Raw genomic sequence first — 21935 nt, 5'->3', positions numbered from 1 at the left:
ATGCCCGGTTTGTCTGATTAGTGCGTATCTTCTGTCCATGCCCACGCCATACGGATCCCGCGGCGGCATGGCGTTCGGCGTGGAGGAGCTGCATGTGCTCCGCCGCGCCCTCGCCCTTGCCCTCCACCCCCGTCCCGCCTCGGCGGAGGACGTCCAGGACTGTCTGAGGCTGGCCGAGTCGCTCGACGCGGCCGAGCGCGAGGGCGCCCGGCTGCGCGCTTTCCTGGTGGACGACCTCGCCCGGTACCGCGCCGCCCTGCCCGGCAGCGTGGTCGGCTACCTCGCGCTCCTGGACGACGCCCTGAGTGCCGGACACCGTCCCACGACCGACGACCTCGCCGCCCTGAAGGCCCTGCGCGGGAACCCCGCCGCCGCGGCCCTGCTGGAACGCTGCGGGGGCGGCCGGGGCGCCGACGTCCCCAGCGTGCCCGCCTCCGTCGGGCGCGTCCGGCTGACGGCCCTTCCCGGGGCAGAGGCCGCCGCGGAAGCCGACGACGAGCAGCGCAAGAAGCCCGCCGAGAAGCCCGCCGAGAAGCCCGCGCCCCAACCCGAGGCACCGAAGCCGTCCCGGCCCGTCCCCACCCCTGGCGAGGTCTTCCCGCGCCGCAAGCCGTCCGCGCCGCCCGTCACACCCACCCCGCCGCAGCGGCGCCTCGCGGTGGGCTGAGACCGCCCGCAAGGCGCCGCGCAGCCCCCGTCCCGGCCGTCCGTGCCCCCGTGGCTACTCTGGGGGCATGGACTATGTCTCCGCACTCGTGCCCCCGGTCGTCATGGCCGTGTTCTTCATCGGTCTGGTCAGGGTGATCGTGAAGACCCAGGGCGGGGCCGCCAAGAGCAAGGAGGACGCCGCCGTCGACGCGGCCCTCGCGCGCATGGAGGCCACGCGGAAGACCTCCACCGGCTCCGACGCCTGACGCGGTCCGACGCCCCTCGCCGGACCACGGCGTACGACTCGTACCCCTCGTGCTTTCGAGTCGTACGTCCTTTTTGTTGCCGTCCGCAGTGGAAAGCGCACGTTCCGGACGTCATTGCCTGGATCTACCACTATGGTTCTGAGCTGTGCCTCGCCCATTGGGAGAACTCGAAGACGCGGTCATGACGCGGGTGTGGAAGTGGAACCGCCCGGTGACCGTTCGGGAAGTCCTGGAAGACCTTCAGCAGGAACGGTCGATCGCGTACACCACGGTGATGACCGTTTTGGACAATCTCCATCAGAAGGGCTGGGTACGCCGCGAAGCCGAAGGCCGGGCCTATCGATATGAGGCCGTCTCCACACGCGCCGCGTACGCCGCCGCCCTGATGAACGACGCCTGGTCCCAGAGTGACAACCCGGCAGCTGCTCTCGTCGCCTTCTTCGGGATGATGAGCGAGGAACAGCGTCAGGCCCTGCGCGACGCCATGCGCATCGTCCAGGGCCCGGAAACCCCGGAAGACGAGAACCCCGGCTCCGCTGAGGACGACGGCGGGCGATAGCGTCCGCTCATGTCAGCAGAGCGCCCCGAAGTCACCGCAAATGCCATCACGGTCCGGCGCGCCCGGACCGGCGATGTCCCCGCCGTGCGCCGACTCCTTGACGCGTACGTGCGCGAGCGCATCCTGCTCGACAAAGCGACGGTGACGCTTTACGAGGACATCCAGGAGTTCTGGGTCGCGGAACGCGGCGCCGGAGCAAACGCGGAGGTGGTGGGCTGCGGCGCGCTCCACGTGATGTGGGAAGACCTCGCGGAAGTCCGCACTCTCGCGGTGAAGCACGGGCTGAAGGGTGCCGGTGTCGGGCACCGGTTGCTGGAGAAGTTGCTGGAGACGGCGCGCTGGCTCGGTGTTCGTCGCGTTTTCTGTCTGACCTTCGAAGTGGACTTCTTCGAGAAGCACGGCTTCGTGGAGATCGGGGAGACGCCGGTTGACACGGATGTGTACGCGGAGCTGTTGCGTTCCTATGACGAGGGCGTCGCAGAGTTCCTCGGTCTCGAACGAGTGAAACCGAACACCTTGGGCAACAGCCGGATGCTTCTGCATCTGTGATCGCCAGGGGATCGCCAAGCATCGCCAAGGGCCGCCCGGTATTCCGGCGATCCGACGCTGCCCAGGTTCCCTATGTCCGAAACGCGCCGCTTTCCGGGCGGGAGTGATCCTCCGGGTCTCTCCCAGGGGTTTGTGTTTTTCACGCAAAAGCGGTTTGCTTTCCGAGGTACTGCAGTACTGCATATAACAGGGGGCGGCGAAACGGCGGACGCCGCAGACCCCGGACCTCAAGTTATCGATGAAAGGAAATCCGGTGGCACAGAAGGTTCAGGTCCTTCTTGTCGACGACCTCGACGGCGGCGAGGCGGACGAGACCGTGACGTTCGCGCTGGACGGCAAGACGTACGAGATCGATCTCACGACGGCCAATGCGGACAAGTTGCGCGGACTTCTCGAGGCGTATGTCAAGGGTGGTCGTCGTACTGGGGGCCGTGCCGCGGGCGGGCGCGCGAAGACCCGTGTCGCTTCCGGCGGCAGCCAGGACACCGCGCAGATCCGCGCGTGGGCGAAGGAGAACGGTTACGAGGTCAACGACCGCGGCCGTGTCCCCGCGACCATTCGCGAGGCCTACGAGAAGGCCAACGGCTGAGCAGCCGACGGCCCGGCGCAGGCGCGCCGCAGCCGGATCCGGTGGCAGTGCGTCGCCACCGTGTCCACGAGTCGTACGAGATCGGGGGCGCCCCCAACGCCCCCCACGGCCGACAGCGTCGGCAGCGAGGCCTCGACCTCGCACCCCGGCTCGGGGGGCCGCAACCATACGGCGGCCCCCTGCACGGGACGATCAAAGCGGCCGGGCGCGAGAACCGGTCGGGTTCCCGCACAGCCCCGCTCGGGGGCCGGTGGCGCGTCCATGTGGCCGTTCGGGCCCAGTGCCGTCAGATCGAGCGGCAGCGTGCCCCACTCCAGCCAGTCCAGCAGCCCCGGAAGTTCCTCCGCGCTGCCCGCGGCCACCAGCAGCCGCATCCGGCCGCCCTGTAGGGCCACCGGAGAGCCGGGACCCAGGCGCCGCAGCGCCGCCGCTCCCGCCTCGGCCGGGACGTCCAGGACGTCGAAACGCAGGCCCGTGACGAGCCGCAGCGGCTCTCCGGGCCCTCCGGGCACTGTCGCCCAGCCCAGATCGTCCTCGTACCAGTCCCGCGTCCGGTCGACCGGATCGAGCGGGCGACGGGGGACGGGGATCGAGGGGACGCTGCCGGCCATGCCAGGTGCAACCACTAAGAGAGCCCCAGAGTTACGCTGGGTTGCTGTGCCATTGCATACGGTGCGCGAAAAGGGGGCGCGTGGGGGTCCGGAGAGGCGCAAGGTTGTTCGCCCATAGCTGAGGGAACCGGTGCGCGCGGCATGGAGTGTCAGTGCGTGCGGGTAAGACATCCCTAGTGGGAGGGGGCGACACGCAGATCAGGCCGTCTCACGTTCGCCATCGGCGTAGTGATGCTGAGGGTAACTGCCTGGCCTGCGGGAACATCGTCTCGCACCATCGGGTTGGAGCAGATGTCGGCGTTCGGGGTCAGGAGGCCATCGACGGTGTCGGCAGTTGGAATGAGCGGTCCCCGCTTGCGGGACTAAGCTGCGGAAGGACAGGGAGGGGAAGTTCCCCCCACTGCCTGACCGCTCTGAGGAGCGATTAACGATGTTCGAGAGGTTCACCGACCGCGCGCGGCGGGTTGTCGTCCTGGCTCAGGAAGAAGCCCGGATGCTCAACCACAACTACATCGGCACCGAGCACATCCTCCTGGGCCTGATCCACGAGGGTGAGGGTGTCGCCGCCAAGGCCCTTGAGAGCCTCGGGATTTCGCTCGAGGCGGTCCGCCAGCAGGTGGAGGAGATCATCGGCCAGGGCCAGCAGGCCCCGTCCGGGCACATTCCCTTCACCCCCCGTGCCAAGAAGGTCCTGGAGCTGTCGCTCCGTGAGGCTCTTCAGCTGGGCCACAACTACATCGGCACGGAGCACATCCTGCTCGGCCTGATCCGTGAGGGCGAGGGCGTCGCCGCCCAGGTCCTGGTCAAGCTGGGCGCTGATCTGAACCGAGTGCGGCAGCAGGTGATCCAGCTGCTCTCCGGTTACCAGGGCAAGGAGACCGCCACCGCCGGCGGCCCTGCGGAGGGCACCCCCTCGACGTCCCTGGTCCTCGACCAGTTCGGCCGGAACCTCACCCAGGCCGCTCGTGAGTCCAAGCTCGACCCGGTCATCGGGCGCGAGAAGGAGATCGAGCGGGTCATGCAGGTGCTGTCCCGCCGTACGAAGAACAACCCGGTCCTGATCGGTGAGCCCGGCGTCGGCAAGACCGCCGTCGTCGAGGGCCTCGCCCAGGCCATCGTCAAGGGCGAGGTGCCCGAGACCCTCAAGGACAAGCACCTCTACACCCTGGACCTCGGCGCTCTGGTCGCCGGCTCCCGCTACCGCGGTGACTTCGAGGAGCGCCTGAAGAAGGTGCTCAAGGAGATCCGCACCCGCGGTGACATCATCCTGTTCATCGACGAGCTGCACACGCTGGTCGGTGCGGGTGCCGCCGAGGGCGCCATCGACGCGGCTTCGATCCTGAAGCCGATGCTGGCCCGCGGTGAGCTGCAGACCATCGGCGCGACCACGCTGGACGAGTACCGCAAGCACCTGGAGAAGGACGCGGCCCTCGAGCGCCGCTTCCAGCCCATCCAGGTCGCGGAACCGTCGCTGCCGCACACCATCGAGATCCTCAAGGGCCTGCGCGACCGGTACGAGGCGCACCACCGCGTCTCCATCACGGACGAGGCCCTGGTCCAGGCCGCCACCCTGGCCGACCGCTACATCTCGGACCGCTTCCTGCCGGACAAGGCGATCGACCTGATCGACGAGGCCGGCTCCCGGATGCGCATCCGCCGGATGACCGCTCCGCCGGACCTGCGCGAGTTCGACGAGAAGATCGCCGCCGTCCGCCGGGACAAGGAGTCCGCGATCGACTCGCAGGACTTCGAGAAGGCCGCGTCTCTCCGTGACAAGGAGAAGCAGCTCCTGGCCGGCAAGGCCAAGCGGGAGAAGGAGTGGAAGGCCGGCGACATGGACGTCGTCGCCGAGGTCGACGGCGAGCTGATCGCCGAGGTCCTCGCCACGGCCACCGGCATCCCGGTCTTCAAGCTGACCGAGGAGGAGTCCAGCCGACTGCTCCGCATGGAGGACGAGCTCCACAAGCGGGTCATCGGCCAGGTCGACGCCGTCAAGGCGCTGTCGAAGGCGATCCGTCGTACGCGTGCGGGCCTCAAGGACCCGAAGCGTCCCGGTGGTTCGTTCATCTTCGCCGGCCCGTCCGGTGTCGGTAAGACCGAGCTGTCCAAGGCGCTCGCCGAGTTCCTCTTCGGCGACGAGGACGCGCTGATCTCCCTCGACATGTCGGAGTTCAGCGAGAAGCACACGGTGTCGCGTCTCTTCGGTTCCCCGCCCGGATACGTGGGTTACGAAGAGGGCGGTCAGCTGACCGAGAAGGTCCGCCGCAAGCCGTTCTCCGTCGTCCTCTTCGACGAGGTCGAGAAGGCCCACCCGGACATCTTCAACTCGCTGCTGCAGATCCTGGAGGACGGTCGCCTGACCGACTCCCAGGGCCGGGTCGTGGACTTCAAGAACACGGTCATCATCATGACGACCAACCTCGGCACCCGGGACATCTCCAAGGGCTTCAACCTGGGCTTCGCGGCCACGGGTGACACGAAGTCGAACTACGAGCGCATGAAGAACAAGGTCCAGGACGAGCTCAAGCAGCACTTCCGCCCCGAGTTCCTCAACCGCGTCGACGACGTGGTCGTCTTCCCGCAGCTGACGCAGGAGGACATCCTGCGGATCGTCGACCTGATGATCGGCAAGGTGGACGAGCGCCTGAAGGACCGGGACATGGGCATCGAGCTCTCCCAGTCCGCCAAGGAGCTGCTGTCCAAGAAGGGTTACGACCCCGTGCTGGGCGCCCGGCCGCTGCGCCGCACGATCCAGCGCGAGATCGAGGACTCGCTCTCCGAGAAGATCCTCTTCGGCGAGCTGCGCCCCGGTCACATCGTGGTCGTGGACACCGAGGGCGAGGGTGAGAACAAGACCTTCACCTTCCGCGGCGAGGAGAAGTCGGCGCTGCCCGACGTCCCGCCGATCGAGCAGGCGGCCGGCGGTGCCGGGCCGAACCTGAGCAAGGACGCCTGACCCTCCGGGGTTTGAGCCGAAGAAAGGGGCCGGTGCTCACCAGAGCACCGGCCCCTTTCGCATGCGCTGCGGGGGTTACGACAACTGCCCGTTGTAGTCCGGCAGCTTGAACGTCTTCTCGGCGTGGCCGCCCGAGAGGTCGGTGGCGCTGTTGCCGATGTTCGCGATGATTGTGTAGCCCTTGTTCTCGATGTCGACGCGCTGGGCGGTCTTGTAGGCGGCGACATCCTTGAACAGGTCGAACAGACCGCGGTCGTAGAGACCGGCGACCTCGTAGCCGTCGTACTCGAGGTTGAACTCGGTGGGCGCGGCGATGATGCCCGGGCGGGCGGTGACGAAGAACAGCGAGACGCCGTGCTCCTGGGCGTACTTGGCGACGTTCAGGACCGGCTTGTTGGCCGGCTGCGGGAAGCTGAAGCCGAAGTCCGTCTCCAGTGTGGTGTTGTCGATGTCGAAGACGATCGCCTGCTTCTCGCCCGGCTTGACGGCGGCGATGCGGTCCTTCAGGTACGGCAGGGCCTGGTTCATGACGCCCTGGCAGTCCTGCTGCCAGGTGGCGTAGTCGACCTTGGCGGCGGTGATGCTGCTCGCGGTCGTCGTGGCGGCGTGGGCCGGCGCGGCCATCGCGGCCAGCGCCGCCACGGAGACGGCGGTTGCGGAGATGCGGCACGCCCAGGGGCCTCTGGTCATCGGGGGGTCCTCTCACGTCCGTGCGCTGCCTGTGTCAGGGGCATGATCTTTGGTGAGGATGGCGTGAGGGGAACCGTAAGGTTACTGAACGGTAGGTGACCAGAGATGTGCGTCACATAGGTTGGTGAAACACCGACAGTTCTGTCGGCGTCCAACTGCGTCCACTTGATGATGAGTTGACGGAGAGTCAGTCCCGGGTGGCCGAGGCGGCGCTCCGCCTGCACGTCGTTCTCGTCCGCCGGGGGCGGGCGCCAGCCCGGGCGAGTCCACGGCCGGACCGACCGGTCGTACGGAGAGTCGCTCGGGCCCGTCGATCAGCCCGGCACCCGGGCCCTCGGCCGCGAACAGCACCCCCGTATGCGTGCTGGTCAGAGTAGCGCCGGTCACATTCGGGCGTTGTTGGATCTTGTGGTCCCGTGACATGCCTTACAGGCGAAATGTCCGGTACTAGCGGAGATAGTGGCATTTCACATCTGGGCAAATCCGGACATTTCGGCCGGAACGGTGTGTGCAGATACGGCGTTGTCAGGGCCGTTGCCCGGCCGCCGCGGCCTCTGTCAAGGGTAGGGCGGTTTTCCCGTCAAATACTAGTTTGGGTCGTAGATGGGTGGTTTGAGGGCAAGTGCGTCGTCGCGTTACCAATGTGTTGCCCCACCGGCCGTCGGTTGTGTGCCAGGTGGTCCTCTGTCCCCGAACTCACGAGGTCTAGATGTTCCAGCGCGTCACGTCCCGCAAGTCCCTCACGTCCCTGCTCCGCTCCCGTGCCGCCGTCGCGGCCGCCGGTCTGGGCGCCGTCTCGGTCGTACTGGGAGCCGGGGTCGCCGGCGCCGCCACCCCGCACACCGCCGCACCGGCCACCGCGGTCAAGACCACCACCGTCGCCGCCGCCAAGTCCTCCGCGGCCTGGGTCGACCCGGTCGCGAAGTACACGCTCTCCGCGGGCTTCGACCAGGCCGGCAGCCACTGGATGCACAAGCACAGCGGTCAGGACTTCGCGGTGCCGATCGGCACCAACGTCGTCGCCGCGCACGGCGGCACCGTCGTCAAGGCCGGCGGCAACGGCGCCGGTGACGGTCCGGCGTACGGCAACGCCATCGTCGTCAAGCACGCCAACGGGACGTACTCCCAGTACGCCCACCTCTCGAAGATCGACGTGCGAATAGGCCAGATCGTCAAGACCGGCCAGCACATCGCGCTCTCCGGCAACACCGGCAACTCCACCGGTCCGCACCTGCACTTCGAGATCCGTACGACCCCGAACTACGGCTCGGCGGTCGACCCGGTCTCCTTCCTGCGCGCCAAGGGCGTGCACGTCTAAGAATCTGAGCGATGGGCGCCCTCGTGCGCCTGCGTCACCAGATCCACGGCGACCTCGAGAACAGCCTCGCGCCTCTTCTCGGGGTCGCCTTCCAGGTCCTGCAGGAGGAACATCCCGGCGTGCAGCGTGAACAGGGCGCTGACGCAGCGGACCTGGTCGACCAGTTCGGCGTCGGGATCGATGATGATGTCGCGCAGGCCGCGCATACGGTCCTTGAAGGTGTCGCCGATGCGCAGTTCCCGCACGGTCGCCTGGTTCTCCTGCATGAAGCGGAACAGCGGTGACGCGTCAGCCAGCGACTGGCTGTAGCGCCGTACGATCTCCTGCTTGGTCTCCAGGGTGTGCGGCTGCTGTTCGCCCCACTCGACCAGTTCCTGGATCGGCTGCGTCAGGTCCTCGAAGAGGCTGACGATGATCTCTTCCTTGGTCTTGAAGTGGTAGTAGAGCGCCGCCTTGGTGACATCGAGGCGCTCGGCGATCTCGCGCAGTGAGGTCTTCTCGTAGCCCTGCTCGGCGAAGAGTTCGAGCGCGACGTCCTGGATGCGCTGGCGGGTGTTGCCGCGGCGCTGCTGCTTGGTGCCGTCCATGGTGACGCCCATCCTCGTACTCCTCGCGCTCCTGCGGAAACCTGACCGTCGCCCAGCCGGCCCCCGATCAACTTACTTGACGACCGGCTAGTGGCAGGTCTACCTTTCCCAGTGTAATCAACTAGCTGGGCGGCAAGTAAGTAGCAATTGCCGGGGGAGTGGGAGCGATGGCGGACACAGAGACGGCCGTGACCGGCCGGCAGAAACCGGACCAGCCGGAGAAGCAGCCGAGGAGCGTGCGGGTCGTCCTGTTCGCGCTCATGATCGCGATGATGCTCGCGATGCTGGACAACATGATCGTGGGCACCGCGATGCCGACGATCGTGGGTGAGCTCGGCGGCCTGGAACATCTGTCCTGGGTGGTGACCGGGTACACGCTGGCCACCGCGGCCTCGACCCCGATCTGGGGCAAGCTCGGCGACATGTTCGGGCGCAAGGGCGCCTTCATGACCTCGATCGTGATCTTCCTGATCGGCTCCGCGCTCAGCGGCATGGCCCAGAACATGGGCGAGCTGATCGGGTTCCGCGCCGTGCAGGGCCTCGGCGCCGGCGGTTTGATGGTCGGCGTCATGGCGATCATCGGTGACCTCATCCCGCCGCGCGAGCGCGGCAAGTACCAGGGGATGATGGCCGCGATCATGGCGCTCGCCATGATCGGCGGTCCGCTCGTCGGCGGCACCATCACCGACAACTGGGGCTGGCGCTGGTCCTTCTACATCAACCTGCCGCTCGGCGCGGTCGCGCTGCTGCTGGTCAGTGCCGTGCTGCACCTGCCGAGGAAGCGGACCAACGCGGGCATCGACTACCTCGGTGTCGTGCTGCTGACCGTCGGCATCACCTCGATCGTGCTCGTGACCACCTGGGGTGGCACGGAGTACGCCTGGACGTCCGCGCGGATCATGGAGCTGATCGCGATCGGCGTCGTCGCGCTGATCGGGTTCGTGTACTGGCAGACCAAGGCCGCCGAGCCAGTCCTGCCGCTGCACATCTTCCGCAGCCGCAACTTCACGCTGATGTCGATCATCGGCTTCGTCACCGGCTTCGTGATGTTCGGCGCGACCCTCTTCCTGCCGCTGTACCAGCAGTCGGTGCAGGGCGCCTCCGCGACCAACTCCGGGCTGCTGCTCCTGCCGATGCTCGGCGCGATGCTGGTGACCTCGATGATCGCCGGGCGGGTGACCACCAACACCGGGCGCTACAAGATCTTCCCGATCGCCGGCGGCGTGCTGATGATCACGGGTCTGTATCTGCTGTCGCTGATGGACACCGGCACCTCCCGGTTCACCTCCGGTGTCTACATGGCCGTCCTGGGCCTCGGCATGGGCTGCCTGATGCAGATCACCATGCTGGTCGCGCAGAACAGCGTGCAGATGAAGGACATGGGCGTCGCCTCCTCGTCGACCACCCTGTTCCGTACGCTCGGCTCCTCCTTCGGCGTCGCGATCATGGGCGCGCTGTTCAACCACCGCGTCCAGGCCGTGATGGCCGAGCGGGCCGGTGCGCTGGGAAAGGGCATCACCGAGAAGTCCGCGCAGCTGGACGCGGCCAGCCTCGCCAAGCTGCCCGCCGCGGCGCGGGAGGCGTACCAGCACGCGGTGTCCGCCGGTACGCACTCGGCGTTCCTGCTGGGGTCGGTGATCGCAGTGATCGCGCTGCTGGCGGCCCTGTTCGTCAAGGAAGTGCCGCTCAAGAGCGGGCCTCAGAAGGCCCCGGAAGGTACGGCCGACGCGCCTTCGGCGCAGGTGGCCGAGGCCGTCTGAGCAGTTGGAACAGCCGTCAGTGAACGGAAGGCCCCCGGTCGGTGTCCGCGCCGGGGGCCTTCTCCATGCCCGCCGCCGGACGGGGTCGTTGTCAGTGCCGCGTGTCACCATCGGCTCCATGGACAAGATGCGCCGGTTGCGCCTGGCCAAGGACGCCATGGACCGCGACTGGGCCGAACCCGGGCTGGACCTGGACACCCTGGCCGCGCACGCGGGCTACTCGCGCTACCACTTCATCCGGGCCTTCAAGGAGGCGTACGGCGAGACGCCCGGCCAGTATCTGACCCATCGCCGGATCGAGCGGGCCGAGGACCTGCTGCGCACCGCCAACCTCACGGTCACCGAGATCTGCAACCTGGTCGGCTTCAGCAGCCTCGGCACCTTCTCCGCCCGGTTCAAGACCTGGACAGGGCTGACCCCCAGTGAGTACCGGGCGAAACACGTGGGACGCGGGGCCGCCCTCATACCGGGGTGCTACGCCATGCTCTGGGCGGGCGGATTCCGACAGGGTCCCGGCGTCGCGTACGGCAATGACGCACACGGCGATGACGTACACCGCAATTCCGAAGAAGCGCCATGAGACCGTGGCTGCCTACGGTGACGGGGCAGGAGACAACCGCCGCGTACAGGAGCGCACCATGATCAAGGGACTGAGGATCTCCACCGTCTGGGTTCTCGACCAGGACCGGGCCAAGGAGTTCTACACGGAAAAGCTGGGCCTCGAGGTCCGTACGGACATGACGATGGGCGAGGGCGGTATGCGCTGGCTGACAGTCGGCTCCCCGGACCAGCCAGGCGTCGAGCTGACCCTGATGGTGCCGGGCCCGCCCGCCATGGACCCCGAGTCCGCGGAGATGGTCAAGAAGCTCCTCGGCAAGGGCGTACTCGGCGCCGGAGTGCTTGCCACCGACGACATCCACGGCGACTACAAGACGCTCAAGGACCGCGGGGTGGAGTTCCTCCAGGAGCCGCAGGAGCGCCCCTACGGTACCGAGGCGCTGTTCCGCGACGACTCCGGGAACTGGTTCTCCTTCACCCAGGCCCGCGAGGGCGACCTGGACCTGTCGAAGGACTGGGCGAGCTGATCACGGGGCCCTAGGGCATCATCGGGTGACTGCCCGTGTTCGTGGGCGCGTGTTCCGGCAGCCACAGCACCGCCACCGCGCCCTCCGAGGGAACGTGCGCCGGCGCGCCCACGGGCCGTACGTTGCGAAACGTCAGCCGGGCACCCAGCACCCGCGCCTGCCCGGCCGCGATGGTCAGCCCGAGGCCGTGCCCCTGCCCGGCGCGGTCCTTGCTGCCGGTGCGGAAACGGCTCGGCCCCTCGGCGAGCAGTTCCTCGGGGAAGCCGGGCCCGTGGTCGCGGACCCGGATGACCCGGCCCTCGACGGTGACCTCGACCGGCGGCCTGCCGTGCCGGGCGGCGTTGGCGAGCAGGTTGAACAGCACCCGCTCCAGGCGCCGCGGATCGGTGGTGACCTCCGATTCGTGCACCACGTGTACGGCGATCAACGGATCCTTGGCCGCCACACGCCGGGCGACGAACTCGCCCAGCATGATGTCCTGGAGCTCGGCCCGCTCGGACGCGCTGTCCAGGCGGGCCACCTCCAGGACGTCCTCGACGAGGGTGCGCATCGCCTTGGCCCGGTCCAGGACCAGCTCGGTCGGCCGGCCCGGCGGCAGCAGTTCGGCGGCGGTCAGCAGTCCGGTCACGGGGGTGCGCAGCTCGTGGGCGATGTCCGCGGTGACCCGGCGTTCGGCCTCCAGCCGCTGCTGGAGCGCGTCCGCCATGGCGTCCACCGCCCGTGCGAGGTCGTCGGTCTCGTCCCGTACGACACCGCCGATGGCCTCCCGCACGCGTACGTCCGTCTCGCCCTTGGCGACCTGGCCCGCAGCAGCCGCCGCCTTGCGCAGCCGACGCGACAGCTGCCCGCCGATCAGCACGCCGAGCGCGCTGCCGCCGAGGACGACCGCGATGGAACCGATGACGAGGGCCTGGTTCAGGTCCTTCATCACGTCCGTGCTGCGGTCCGGGAAGTGGGTGTGCAGCGACAGGACGTGACCGTCCTTGACGGGGACGGCTGCCCAGATGTCCGGCACGCTGCCGCCGTGGTCGGTGACATAGGTGGCCCGGCGGCCCTCGTCGACCTTCTCCCGCAGCGCGGGCGGCAGGTCGGGGTCGTCGATCTTGACGCTGGGGAAGTTCGGGCGCCCGGACAACTCGTAGTTGCGTTGGGCGATCTGCACGCGCTCGACCGCGAGGTCGCGCGCGTTGTCCAGCATCGAGACGCGGGCCGCGTTGTGCACGACGAGACTGAGCGCGACGGCCACCAGCGCGCCGACCAGCGCGATGGCCGCGCTGAGCTTCCATCTGAGGCCTGTTCTGAGGCCTGTCCTGAGACTTCGGTTGATCCCCCGCATGCCCCTGCCCCGCTCAGGCCTTGAGCTTGTAGCCGAAGCCACGGACCGTCTCGATCCGGTCCTGGCCGATCTTGGTGCGCAGTCGCTGCACATGGACATCGACGACCCGGGTGTCCCCGCCCCAGCCGTAGTCCCACACCCGCTCCAGAAGCTTGTCGCGCGAGAGCACCGTGCCCGGCGCCGAGGAGAACTCCAGGAGCAGCCGCATCTCGGTCGGCGTGAGCGCCACCGGCTGCCCGGCCCGGCGCACCTCCATGCCCTCGGTGTCGATCTCCAGGTCGCCGAAGGCCAGCGTGCCGCCGGTCACCGACGCGTCGGCCTCCTCGGCCTGCGTGGCGCCGCCCGCGTGTCCGAACCGGCGCAGCACCGCGCGGATGCGGGCGACCAGCACGGCACCGTCGAACGGCTTGGTCACATAGTCGTCGGCGCCCGCCTCCAGGCCCAGGACGACATCGATCGAGTCGGCCCGCGCCGACAGCATGATCACCGGCACCGTCGACTCGTCACGGATGCGCCGGCACAGGCTCACCCCATCCAGACCCGGGACCATGACGTCCAGGAGCGCGATGTCGGGGCGGTCCGCCCGGAACGCCTCCAGGCCCGACAGCCCGTCGGGCATCGCGGTGACCGCGAAGCCGTCCCGCTCCAGGGCGAGCTGGGTGGCCTCGCGGATGACGTCGTCGTCCTCGACGAACAGAACGTGGGTCTGGTCTGCCATCCCGGTGCTCTCAGTCCTCGTGTCGATTCTCGTGCCGGTGGTTCTCGTACCGGCGGAACTGGTGTCGGTGGGTTCTCGTACGGATGATTCCGGCGTCGTCACTCAAGTGACGTAGGACCCCGCCCGCCGGGTTGACCGCGTCCCGCTCCCGTCCCGCGCCCGTCGCGGTCAGGAGTCCGGGACCGGTGATGCCGAGCCGCCGACCGCGTTGCCATAGTCGGTGTGGTGGTACGACTCCTGGACGAAGCGGCCCGTGGTCCAGCTGTACGTGATCACGTTCTCGCCGGACGGGCTGGAGACCGGGTCGCCCTTCTCGTACACCTGCTTGGTCACCATCAGGTCGCCCCGGTCTATCTCGGCGTACACCGGGGACTCCTCGGCGCGGAACACGTTCTCGTAGCGCCCGCCGCTCTCGCGGTACACATACGAACCGACGCCCACCGCGTCACCACAGGTCAGCACGTTGACCACGACGTCCTTGGCGGCCGAGCCGGTCAGATCGCCGTACGACACGTCGACCGGGTACTCGTCGCCGGCGCACGGCTTGAGGTCCCGCTTGACGGCCGCCGAGACCTTCGGGTCCTCCTTGACCAGGCGGACCGCGTCCACGCTCCGGTAGCTGTCGGAGGGGCTGGGCTCGGGGTCGGGGGAGACCGCCACGCCCGCCACCGAGTCGGCGTGCGCGGGGCCCTCGTCACGGGCTCCGGTGCCGCCGGTGGCGCAGGAGGCGACGAAAAGGCCGAGGGCGGCGAACACGGCCAGTGCCGTGATCGCCGCCTGCAGGCTCGCCCGGGCCCGGCTGGGCCCGGCGCCGGTCAGGCCGCGCAACGCTCCTGCTCCTCACGCTCCAGCGCGCGTGCGTCCAGATCGCGCGCCTCCAGCTCCTCGCGGAGCCGGGCGAGCGCCCGGTGCAGCGTGCTCTTGACCGTTCCGGCCGACATGCCGAGGGCGGCGGCCGTCTCCTCCGTGGACATCTGCTCCCAGTGTCGCAGCACGACGACACTGCGCTGCTTCGGAGCGAGCACCTTCAGGATGTCCATCAGGAGCGCGCGGTCGGCGTGCTGTTCGGTGGAGTCCTCCACGCGCGCGTCCGGCAGCTGCTCGGTCGGGACCTCCTCCAGCTTGCGCGCCCGCCACCACTCGGTCCGGGTGTTGATCATCACCCGGCGCAGGTAGGCGTCGGCGAGGCGCTTGTCCGCGATGCCGTCCCAGCGGCCGTACGTCCTGACCAGCGCCGTCTGAAGCAGGTCCTGGGCGTCGACAGGGTCCGGAACCAGCCGACGGGCGCTGCGCAGCAGCGCGTCCTGCCGGGTGCGGACGTACTCCTCGAACTCGAGCACCTCACCCTGCGCCATACCAACCGCCTCCGATCCCCGTATTTCTCGGCCCGTGCCTGTCGTTCCTGTGGCCCGGTGGTCGAGTCGGGCACAGAAATGAAGCTACGGAGCGGTTGTCACGGGGCTGTGCGTAGCAGCCTGCGGCTAGCACTCGGCTGTCCGTCGGTTGTGTAACGGAAGTAGGCAACGGGTGAGCAGGCGTGGTCAATTGGCCTGATATGGGCGATATGTCAGACCAGGGGAAGTCGATACAGGCCGCCCGCCAGCGGCTCCACCAACCCGTCCGAGACGAGCCCGTCCAGCGCCCGGGCCCGCTGCACCGGCTCGTGCCACACCCGGTCGAGCGACGTCTGCGGCACGGGCGCATGCGCCTCGCGCAGTACGGCGAGCAGCTTGCCGCGCACCTGGCGGTCCGTCCCGGCGTACGTCTGACCACGGCGCGGCGGCCCCTCGTGCTCCGGCTTGCCCGCGAGCCGCCAGGCGCACCGGTCGGCGATCGGGCAGCGCGTGCACGTCTCGTTCTTCGCCGTGCACACCAGCGCGCCCAGCTCCATGGAGGCGGCTGCCCAGCGCGCGGCCGTTTTCTCGTCCTCTGGCAGCAGCTCGCGGGCCAGCTTGCGCTCCGCGGCCGTGGTGGCGTTCGGCGGGTACTGCACGCCGGTGACCGCCCGCGCGAAGACCCGGCGGACATTGGTGTCGAGTACGGCGTGCCGCTGGCCGTAGGCGAAGGAGGCCACCGCGGCGGCCGTGTACTCACCGATGCCGGGCAGCGCGAGCAACTGCGCGTGGTCCGTCGGTACGTCGCCTCCATGCCGTTCCGTTATGGCGACCGCGGCGCCGTGCAGACGCAGGGCGCGGCGCGGATAGCCGAGCCGGCCCCAGGCGCGGACGGCCTCGCCGGGCGGCTCCTCGGCGAGGTCCGCGGGGCGCGGCCAGCGGGCCAGCCACTGCTCGTAGACCGGCAGCACTCGGTTGACGGGCGTCTGCTGGAGCATGAACTCGCTGACCATCACGCCCCACGGGCCCGCCTCCTGGCGGCGCCAGGGGAGGTCGCGGGCATGGATGTCGAACCAGGCGATCACGGGGGCGTGCAGCTTCTCAGTCATGGCCCTCCCGATCCTGCCACGGGTGAGGCGGACACGGTCCGTGGCGGCGCCGGGGTGGGCGAAGCATGGGTGCGTTGGCGGCAGTTGCCGTGATGATGATCCGGAAAAGTTGGACCGGGGCGGCGGGTGACGCAAGCAAGCGCGCCGATCTCTCGTACAGTTTGCGCCGTGGGATCTCTGCGCAATCCGGTCGGGCCGCTTCCCTCGTCCATCTACTGGCGACGGAGGGCCGTCATGCTGTCGGTGGTCGCCCTCCTGGCGCTGCTGGTCGCGTGGATCGTCACGTCCGGCGGCGGGGGCGGCAAGAACATCGCCGACGGGTCCAACGGCAAAAACCCCGTGTCCACGATCACGCCGGGACCGTCCGGGTCCGAGCCCGCGATCAGCCAACACCCGGGCGGGCGGGACGAGTCGGGCAGCGGGGGTTCCGACAGCGGGGGTTCCGGCGGCGGGGGCGCCGGCGGGGCCGGGTCAGGTGGGTCCACAGGGTCCGGGGACGGTGGAGACTCCGGGTCGGGCGGCGGGAGTGGTTCCGCGGGGGCTGGTGGCGGTGCGGGTGACGGCTCCGGTGATGGGTCTGCCGGCGGGGTCAGTTCGGGCGACCAGGTGCCGGCGTCCTCCGTGCTTCCCAACTGCACTGCGGGGTCGGTGAAGTTGAGCCTGCGCAGTCTGCGCAACTCCTACTCGCCGGACGAGACGCCCGCGTTCGAGATCACCGCGAAGAACACGTCCGGGAGCGACTGCAAGATCGATCTCGGGCCCAAGCAGGCGGTGTTGACGGTCACTCAGGCCGACAGCAGTGACGACTACTGGTCTTCGGCCGACTGTCCCAAGGTCTCCGGCAGCCAGATGTACCGGGTGCCGGCGGGCAGCAGCATCACGTACACCGTGAAGTGGGACCGGAAGCCCAGTGCTCCCGAGTGCGCTACGCCTCCGGCGGGGGCGGCGGGGGCGGGGACGTATCTGTTGGAGGCTGCGGCTCCGGGGTTCCAGAAGGCGCAGACGTCGTTTGTGCTGGCGGCTGACTAGGCTGCCGGCCGGGGGTGGGTTTCGCTTGCCCGCGCTTGCGGGGTGCCGCTGCGCCCAACCTCCCCCACTCTCGGCTTCGCTCGAGCGGGGGCCCCATCGCCCCAGCGGCACGACTGCCCGCAGCTGCGGCGGGTACGGCGACTGCCGCTGCTGGGCGGGCGCCGCGCGAGATGCAGGACTTGCCCACAGCCGGGCAGACAGGCTTCGACCCGTCGGAGACTAGACGTAGCGCTCGAGGATCGAGCTCTCCGCCAGTCTCGACAAGCCCTCCCGTACGCTGCGCGCACGCGCTTCGCCCACGCCGTCCACCGTCTGGAGGTCGTCGACGCTGGCTGCCAGGAGTTTCTGGAGGCTGCCGAAGTGTTCCACCAGGCGGTCGATGATCGCGCCCGGGAGGCGGGGGACCTTGGCCAGCAGGCGGAAGCCGCGGGGGGAGACCGCGGAGTCGAGGGCCTCGGGGGAGCCGGTGTAGCCCAGGGCCCGGGCCACCGTGGGGAGTTCGAGGAGTTCGCCGTGGGCGTGAGCGTCCAGCTCGGACAGGGCCTCCTCGACCGTACGGGAGCGTTTTGCCGTGGGCTCGGGGACGTAGTCCCGCACGACCAGTTCGCGCTCCGGCTCGACGCCCGCGATCAACTCGTCCAGCTGGAGGGCGAGGAGGCGGCCGTCCGTACCCAGCTCCACCACGTACTCGGCGATCTCCGTCGCGATGCGGCGCACCATCTCCAGGCGCTGCGCCACCGCGGAGACGTCACGGACCGTGACCAGGTCCTCGATCTCCAGCGCCGACAACGTCCCCGCGACCTCGTCGAGGCGGAGCTTGTAGCGCTCCAGGGTGGCCAGGGCCTGGTTGGCGCGGGAGAGGATCGCGGCCGAGTCCTCCAGGACGCGGCGGTGCCCGTCGACGTACAGGGCGATCAGCCGCATGGACTGGGAGACGGAGACCACCGGGAAGCCGACCTGCCGGGAGACACGGTCCGCGGTGCGGTGCCGTGTGCCCGTCTCCTCCGTGGGGATCGTCGGGTCCGGCACCAGCTGCACGCCGGCCCGCAGGATCTTGGACAGGTCGGAGGAGAGCACGATGCCGCCGTCCAGCTTGCACAGCTCGCGCAGCCGGGTCGCGGTGAACTCCACGTCCAGCACGAAGCCGCCGGTACACAGCGCCTCGACCGTCTTGTCGCACCCGAGCACGATGAGTCCGCCGGTGTTGCCGCGCAGTACCCGCTCCAGGCCGTCGCGCATGGCCGTACCAGGTGCCACGGCGCTCAGCGAGGCGCGCATCATGCCATCGGAACCGGCACTCCCACCGAGTTTTCCGGGAGCTGCTGCCCGGTCGTTGGCTGCCACTGCACTCCTCCGGTCGCAGGTTCTGGGGCGCTCCCGGCGCGTACTCGGTTCGTACGGACGGGCGAGACCAGGGCAAAGTCTACCGGCGGTCCTCGTCGTCCCGTGGGGCCTCTCTGCGACGTGAGCGCGGAAGCACTCTGAGTGCGTCCCCTATGTCCGCCACTTCCAGGACCTTCATACCGGCAGGGACCTTGCCCGGGTCGCCCGGCACGAGCGCGTGCGTGAAGCCCAGGCGGTGCGCCTCCGCGAGCCTGCGCTGCACGCCCGTGACCCGTCTGACCTCGCCCGCGAGGCCGACCTCACCGATGGCGACGAGGTTCTTCGGCAGCGGGGTGTCACTGGCGGCCGACGCGAGCGCGAGGGCGATGGCGAGGTCGGCGGCGGGCTCCGAGAGCTTCACGCCGCCGACCGTCGCCGAGTAGATGTCCCGCTTGCCGAGCGCGCTGATCCGGCCGCGCTGCTCCAGGACCGCCAGCATCATCGAGACCCGGGACGTCTCCAGTCCGGACGTCGTACGGCGCGGGGAGGGGATCTGCGAGTCGACGGTCAGCGCCTGCACCTCGGCGACCAGCGGACGGCGGCCCTCCAGGGTGACCGTGAGACAGGTCCCGGGAACCGGTTCGGCGCGTTGTGTCAGGAAAAGTCCGCTCGGGTCGGCGAGGCCCGTGATGCCCTCGTCGTGCAGTTCGAAGCAGCCGACCTCGTCCGTCGCGCCGTACCGGTTCTTGACCCCGCGGACAAGGCGCAGGCGCGCGTGCCGGTCGCCCTCGAATTGGAGGACGACGTCCACGAGGTGCTCCAGGAGGCGCGGGCCCGCGATCGCGCCGTCCTTGGTGACGTGGCCCACAAGGAGGGTGGACATGCCGCGCTCCTTGGATGCCCGGATGAGCGCCCCGGCCACCTCGCGCACCTGGGCCATGCCGCCAGGGGCGCCGTCGATCTCCGGAGAGGCGACCGTCTGCACGGAGTCGAGGATCAGCAGGGACGGCTTCACCGCGTCCAAGTGGCCGAGAACGGCGGCCAGATCGGTCTCGGCCGCGAGATACAGATGGTCGGCCAGGGCGTGGATGCGGTCGGCGCGCAGCCGGACCTGGCTCGTCGACTCCTCGCCGGTGACATAGAGGGTGGGATGTTCGTCACTGGCCGACTTGGCCGCCACGTCGAGCAGGAGTGTGGACTTGCCGACGCCGGGCTCGCCCGCGAGGAGCACCACCGCGCCGGGCACCAGGCCGCCGCCGAGCACCCGGTCCAGCTCGGGCACGCCGGTCGTGCGGGCGGTGGCCTGCCTCCCGTCGACCTGGCCGATGGGCAGCGCGGACGTGGTGACGCGGCCGGGCGCCGTCGTCCGCACCGCGGGCGCGCCGTACTCCTCCACCGTCCCCCAGGCCTGGCACTCGGCGCAGCGGCCGAGCCACTTGGCCGTCTGCCAGCCGCACTCGGTGCAGCGGAAGGACGGGCGGTCCTTGGTGGTCTTGGTACGGGCAGCCATGGACGAAACCGTAGCCGCCGGCACTGACAACGCGGATCCGGGTCGTCCCACGCGTGGGGGAGCGGGGCGCACGCCGTGGCGGTCGAGGCGGGTGTGAGTGGGCCGCAACCGGCCACCACGCATCACGATCGATCCATGCGGTGAAGGGCTCGTGTCCTCTTATGAGGGATCGTTTCACCCGTACGGATTAAAAGTGCTCAAGGCGCAGGAAGCGCCCGTCGGGAGCCGCCTACGGTCGCACAGGTGATGAGCAGCAGTCCGGAAATCTCGACCCGCACCACCGGCGCACACCGGGCGCACAAGGAGGCGCGCGACCGCGCAGCGGCGCGCGCGCTGGCGCAGCGACCTCCAGCGCGCTACGAGCCGTACCTGGACGGTCTGTTCACCTACTGCCTGTCGGTGTTGTGCGACCACGACACGGCGACCAAGGCTCTGTGTGACGTCCTGGTGCTCGCCGAGCGGCGCGATCAGCGCGGCCCGGAGGCGGCCGGCGACCGCAGGGCCTGGCTCTACGCGCTGGCCCGCTGGGCGTGCCTGCGCAAGCTGGCCGAGACCAAGCAGAAACGTCATGCCACCCACGCGTCCGGCCGGGACGGCACCTCGCACCGACGCGTCGCACAGCCCGCCGGACCGTCCGTCTCCGAGGAGGTCCAGGAGCGGCGGCGACGCGAACTCGCTCTGCTCGCCTGGCCGGAGGCCGCCGGAACCACCCCGGAGCAGCGCGAGGCGCTCGAACTCGCCGTCCGTCACCACCTCGCCGCCCATGAGGTCGCCGCCGTCCTCGGCATGAACCAAGCCGCCGCCCGCGACCTGCTCGCCTCGGCCGCCTGCGAGGTCGAGCGCACCCGCGCCGCGCTCGCGGTCGTCGAGACCGGCACCTGCCCGGGGGTGGCCCGCCTCACCGGCGACCACCAGCTCGTCCTCAGCGCGGCCGTACGGCGCGAACTCGTCCGGCACGTCGACGACTGCCCCCGCTGCCGCCGCACCGCCGAGCGCGCGATCCCGGGGGGCTGGCCCGGCGCGGCCGTCACCCCCGCCGAACTGCCCGTCCTCGAGGCGCCCCGCGCGGCCCTGCACTTCGCCCTGGCGCACCACCCGCGCGCGCGGGGCACCGACATGCCGCGCTTCGACCGGCGCGGCTTCCCCATGGACCCCAAGGACCGCGCCGCCCGCCGCGACCGGCTACGCGCGCGTGCCGTCACGACGACCGTCGTCGCCACCGTCGTCGCCGCTCCCGTGCTCGCCCTGTGGGCCGCCTACCGTGGCTCGTCGACCGGCGAGGGGCCCGACGGCCCCGCCGCCACCGCGCGCGAGGCCGACGACCCCGCCAGCCTCGGCGGCGACGCGGTTGGCGGCTACGAGAACGCGGGGAACGCCAGCACCACACCCGGCGACCACATCGGCACGGACGGCAGGCCCGACGTCTCCGTGGAGGTCGTCAGCGTCTCCGGCGCCGGGAAGAAGGGCCCGGGCCGGCTCGCGGTGTCCGCCGGCAAGAGCGGCGACACCACGCTCGTCACGCTCACCGCGTCCGGCTCCGCACCGGTGCGCTGGTCCGCGTCCACCTCGGCCGCGTGGCTCTACTTCAGTCAGTCCTCGGGAACCCTGCGGCCCGGCGAGTCGTTGACGATCAAGGTGTACGTCGACCCCCTGCGTGAACCGTCCGGCCACTGGAGCGCGCGGGTGGCGGTGTCACCAGCGGGCGCCGTCGTCTCGATCCAGGGCCACGGCACCGCGCCCACCGGCCCCTCCGGCCCGGGAACCCCGCCGCCGCCCTCGACCGAGTCCCCGGCCCCCACGACCTCGGCCCCGACCGACCCGCCGACCAGCGCCTCGCCGACCCCGACCGATCCGACCCCGACACCGACGAGCCCGTCCCCGACGGATTCCGGAACGCCGTCCCCGTCGGAGAGCGGCAGCATGGAACCCGGCCCGAGCGGGAGCTAGGGCGGTCCCTT

General features: G+C 69.7%; 22 protein-coding genes. 12 read left to right on the top strand and 10 right to left on the bottom strand.

Annotation, left to right across the window (positions count from 1 at the left end; all coding sequences use genetic code 11):
- The first annotated feature begins 37 nt into the window (after positions 1–37).
- The 5 genes from ACFYXB_RS04275 to ACFYXB_RS04255 all read left to right on the top strand — a co-directional run bounded on the left by ACFYXB_RS04275 (position 38) and on the right by ACFYXB_RS04255 (position 2611).
- A complete protein-coding gene (locus ACFYXB_RS04275; RefSeq protein WP_389577523.1) occupies positions 38–667 on the top strand; it encodes a hypothetical protein in 630 nt (209 codons plus the stop codon).
- A gap of 67 nt (positions 668–734) precedes the next feature.
- Entirely contained in the window at positions 735–914 is a 180-nt protein-coding gene (locus ACFYXB_RS04270) for a hypothetical protein (RefSeq protein ID WP_351350073.1), read from the top strand.
- A gap of 157 nt (positions 915–1071) precedes the next feature.
- Positions 1072–1473 carry a BlaI/MecI/CopY family transcriptional regulator gene (locus ACFYXB_RS04265; protein WP_351350075.1) on the top strand — a complete coding sequence of 134 codons (402 nt, stop codon included), beginning with the start codon at positions 1072–1074 and terminating at the stop codon, positions 1471–1473.
- Positions 1474–1482: 9 nt separating this feature from the next.
- Positions 1483–2022, top strand: coding sequence for an amino-acid N-acetyltransferase (locus ACFYXB_RS04260; RefSeq protein ID WP_351350077.1), 540 nt, complete (start codon positions 1483–1485; stop codon positions 2020–2022).
- 253 nt (positions 2023–2275) lie between these two features.
- A complete protein-coding gene (locus tag ACFYXB_RS04255; protein WP_351350079.1) occupies positions 2276–2611 on the top strand; it encodes an Lsr2 family protein in 336 nt (111 codons plus the stop codon).
- Here the strand turns inward: ACFYXB_RS04255 and ACFYXB_RS04250 are convergent.
- The gene (locus tag ACFYXB_RS04250; protein WP_389577519.1) at positions 2590–3222 is read right to left on the bottom strand and encodes an SCO3374 family protein; all 633 of its coding nucleotides are present in this window, start codon (positions 3220–3222) and stop codon (positions 2590–2592) included. The two genes, ACFYXB_RS04255 and ACFYXB_RS04250, sit on opposite strands and share 22 nt — an antisense overlap.
- A gap of 430 nt (positions 3223–3652) precedes the next feature.
- Here ACFYXB_RS04250 and ACFYXB_RS04245 point away from each other — a divergent pair, with 430 nt between their 5' ends.
- On the top strand, positions 3653–6178 hold the full coding sequence (locus ACFYXB_RS04245) for an ATP-dependent Clp protease ATP-binding subunit (protein ID WP_351350081.1): 2526 nt from the start codon (positions 3653–3655) through the stop codon (positions 6176–6178).
- Positions 6179–6253: 75 nt separating this feature from the next.
- Here the strand turns inward: ACFYXB_RS04245 and ACFYXB_RS04240 are convergent, their stop codons facing one another.
- A complete protein-coding gene (locus ACFYXB_RS04240) occupies positions 6254–6868 on the bottom strand; it encodes an HAD family acid phosphatase (RefSeq protein ID WP_389577516.1) in 615 nt (204 codons plus the stop codon).
- Positions 6869–7577: 709 nt separating this feature from the next.
- On the opposite strand from ACFYXB_RS04240, the gene ACFYXB_RS04235 reads away from it, so the two are divergent.
- Complete coding sequence (locus tag ACFYXB_RS04235; protein WP_351350085.1) at positions 7578–8186, top strand: M23 family metallopeptidase; 609 nt, start codon at positions 7578–7580, stop codon at positions 8184–8186.
- On the opposite strand, the gene ACFYXB_RS04230 is transcribed toward ACFYXB_RS04235, so the two are convergent.
- Positions 8183–8785, bottom strand: a complete 603-nt coding sequence (locus tag ACFYXB_RS04230) for a TetR/AcrR family transcriptional regulator (RefSeq protein ID WP_389577514.1) — start codon at positions 8783–8785, stop codon at positions 8183–8185. The two genes, ACFYXB_RS04235 and ACFYXB_RS04230, sit on opposite strands and share 4 nt — an antisense overlap.
- Before the next feature lie 155 nt (positions 8786–8940).
- On the opposite strand from ACFYXB_RS04230, the gene ACFYXB_RS04225 reads away from it, so the two are divergent.
- The 3 genes from ACFYXB_RS04225 to ACFYXB_RS04215 all read left to right on the top strand — a co-directional run bounded on the left by ACFYXB_RS04225 (position 8941) and on the right by ACFYXB_RS04215 (position 11618).
- The gene (locus ACFYXB_RS04225) at positions 8941–10533 is read left to right on the top strand and encodes an MDR family MFS transporter (RefSeq protein WP_389577512.1); all 1593 of its coding nucleotides are present in this window, start codon (positions 8941–8943) and stop codon (positions 10531–10533) included.
- 127 nt (positions 10534–10660) lie between these two features.
- Positions 10661–11113 carry a helix-turn-helix transcriptional regulator gene (locus ACFYXB_RS04220; RefSeq protein WP_389578627.1) on the top strand — a complete coding sequence of 151 codons (453 nt, stop codon included), beginning with the start codon at positions 10661–10663 and terminating at the stop codon, positions 11111–11113.
- Positions 11114–11171: 58 nt separating this feature from the next.
- Positions 11172–11618: a VOC family protein gene (locus ACFYXB_RS04215; RefSeq protein ID WP_351350093.1), complete on the top strand. Its 447-nt coding sequence runs from the start codon at positions 11172–11174 to the stop codon at positions 11616–11618.
- Positions 11619–11628: 10 nt separating this feature from the next.
- Here the strand turns inward: ACFYXB_RS04215 and cseC are convergent, their stop codons facing one another.
- From cseC to ACFYXB_RS04190, 5 genes are all read right to left on the bottom strand, one after another.
- On the bottom strand, positions 11629–12954 hold the full coding sequence (gene cseC / locus ACFYXB_RS04210; protein WP_389577510.1) for a two-component system sensor histidine kinase CseC: 1326 nt from the start codon (positions 12952–12954) through the stop codon (positions 11629–11631).
- Positions 12955–12967: 13 nt separating this feature from the next.
- Positions 12968–13672 (bottom strand): two-component system response regulator CseB, encoded by a 705-nt coding sequence (cseB, locus tag ACFYXB_RS04205; RefSeq protein ID WP_351350097.1) that lies wholly within the window; start codon positions 13670–13672, stop codon positions 12968–12970.
- A gap of 168 nt (positions 13673–13840) precedes the next feature.
- A complete protein-coding gene (locus ACFYXB_RS04200; RefSeq protein ID WP_389577507.1) occupies positions 13841–14500 on the bottom strand; it encodes a hypothetical protein in 660 nt (219 codons plus the stop codon).
- Positions 14488–15027, bottom strand: coding sequence for a SigE family RNA polymerase sigma factor (locus ACFYXB_RS04195; protein WP_389577505.1), 540 nt, complete (start codon positions 15025–15027; stop codon positions 14488–14490). The genes ACFYXB_RS04200 and ACFYXB_RS04195 overlap by 13 nt, the downstream gene beginning before the upstream one ends.
- Positions 15028–15239: 212 nt before the next feature.
- Entirely contained in the window at positions 15240–16115 is an 876-nt protein-coding gene (locus ACFYXB_RS04190) for an A/G-specific adenine glycosylase (RefSeq protein ID WP_389577503.1), read from the bottom strand.
- Between the two features lie 168 nt (positions 16116–16283).
- On the opposite strand from ACFYXB_RS04190, the gene ACFYXB_RS04185 reads away from it, so the two are divergent.
- The gene (locus tag ACFYXB_RS04185) at positions 16284–17144 is read left to right on the top strand and encodes a hypothetical protein (RefSeq protein ID WP_389577501.1); all 861 of its coding nucleotides are present in this window, start codon (positions 16284–16286) and stop codon (positions 17142–17144) included.
- A 219-nt stretch (positions 17145–17363) separates the two neighbouring features.
- On the opposite strand, the gene disA is transcribed toward ACFYXB_RS04185, so the two are convergent.
- Positions 17364–18488 (bottom strand): DNA integrity scanning diadenylate cyclase DisA, encoded by a 1125-nt coding sequence (gene disA, locus ACFYXB_RS04180; protein WP_351350106.1) that lies wholly within the window; start codon positions 18486–18488, stop codon positions 17364–17366.
- A 79-nt stretch (positions 18489–18567) separates the two neighbouring features.
- Complete coding sequence (radA, locus tag ACFYXB_RS04175) at positions 18568–19977, bottom strand: DNA repair protein RadA (protein WP_389577498.1); 1410 nt, start codon at positions 19975–19977, stop codon at positions 18568–18570.
- A gap of 243 nt (positions 19978–20220) precedes the next feature.
- Here radA and ACFYXB_RS04170 point away from each other — a divergent pair, with 243 nt between their 5' ends.
- Positions 20221–21924, top strand: coding sequence for a hypothetical protein (locus ACFYXB_RS04170; protein WP_389577496.1), 1704 nt, complete (start codon positions 20221–20223; stop codon positions 21922–21924).
- Positions 21925–21935 lie beyond the last annotated feature (11 nt).

It is taken from the genome of Streptomyces sp. NPDC002619 (genome assembly GCF_042889305.1).
Classification (GTDB): domain Bacteria; phylum Actinomycetota; class Actinomycetes; order Streptomycetales; family Streptomycetaceae; genus Streptomyces.
This window is presented reverse-complemented; position numbering and strand designations above follow the sequence as displayed.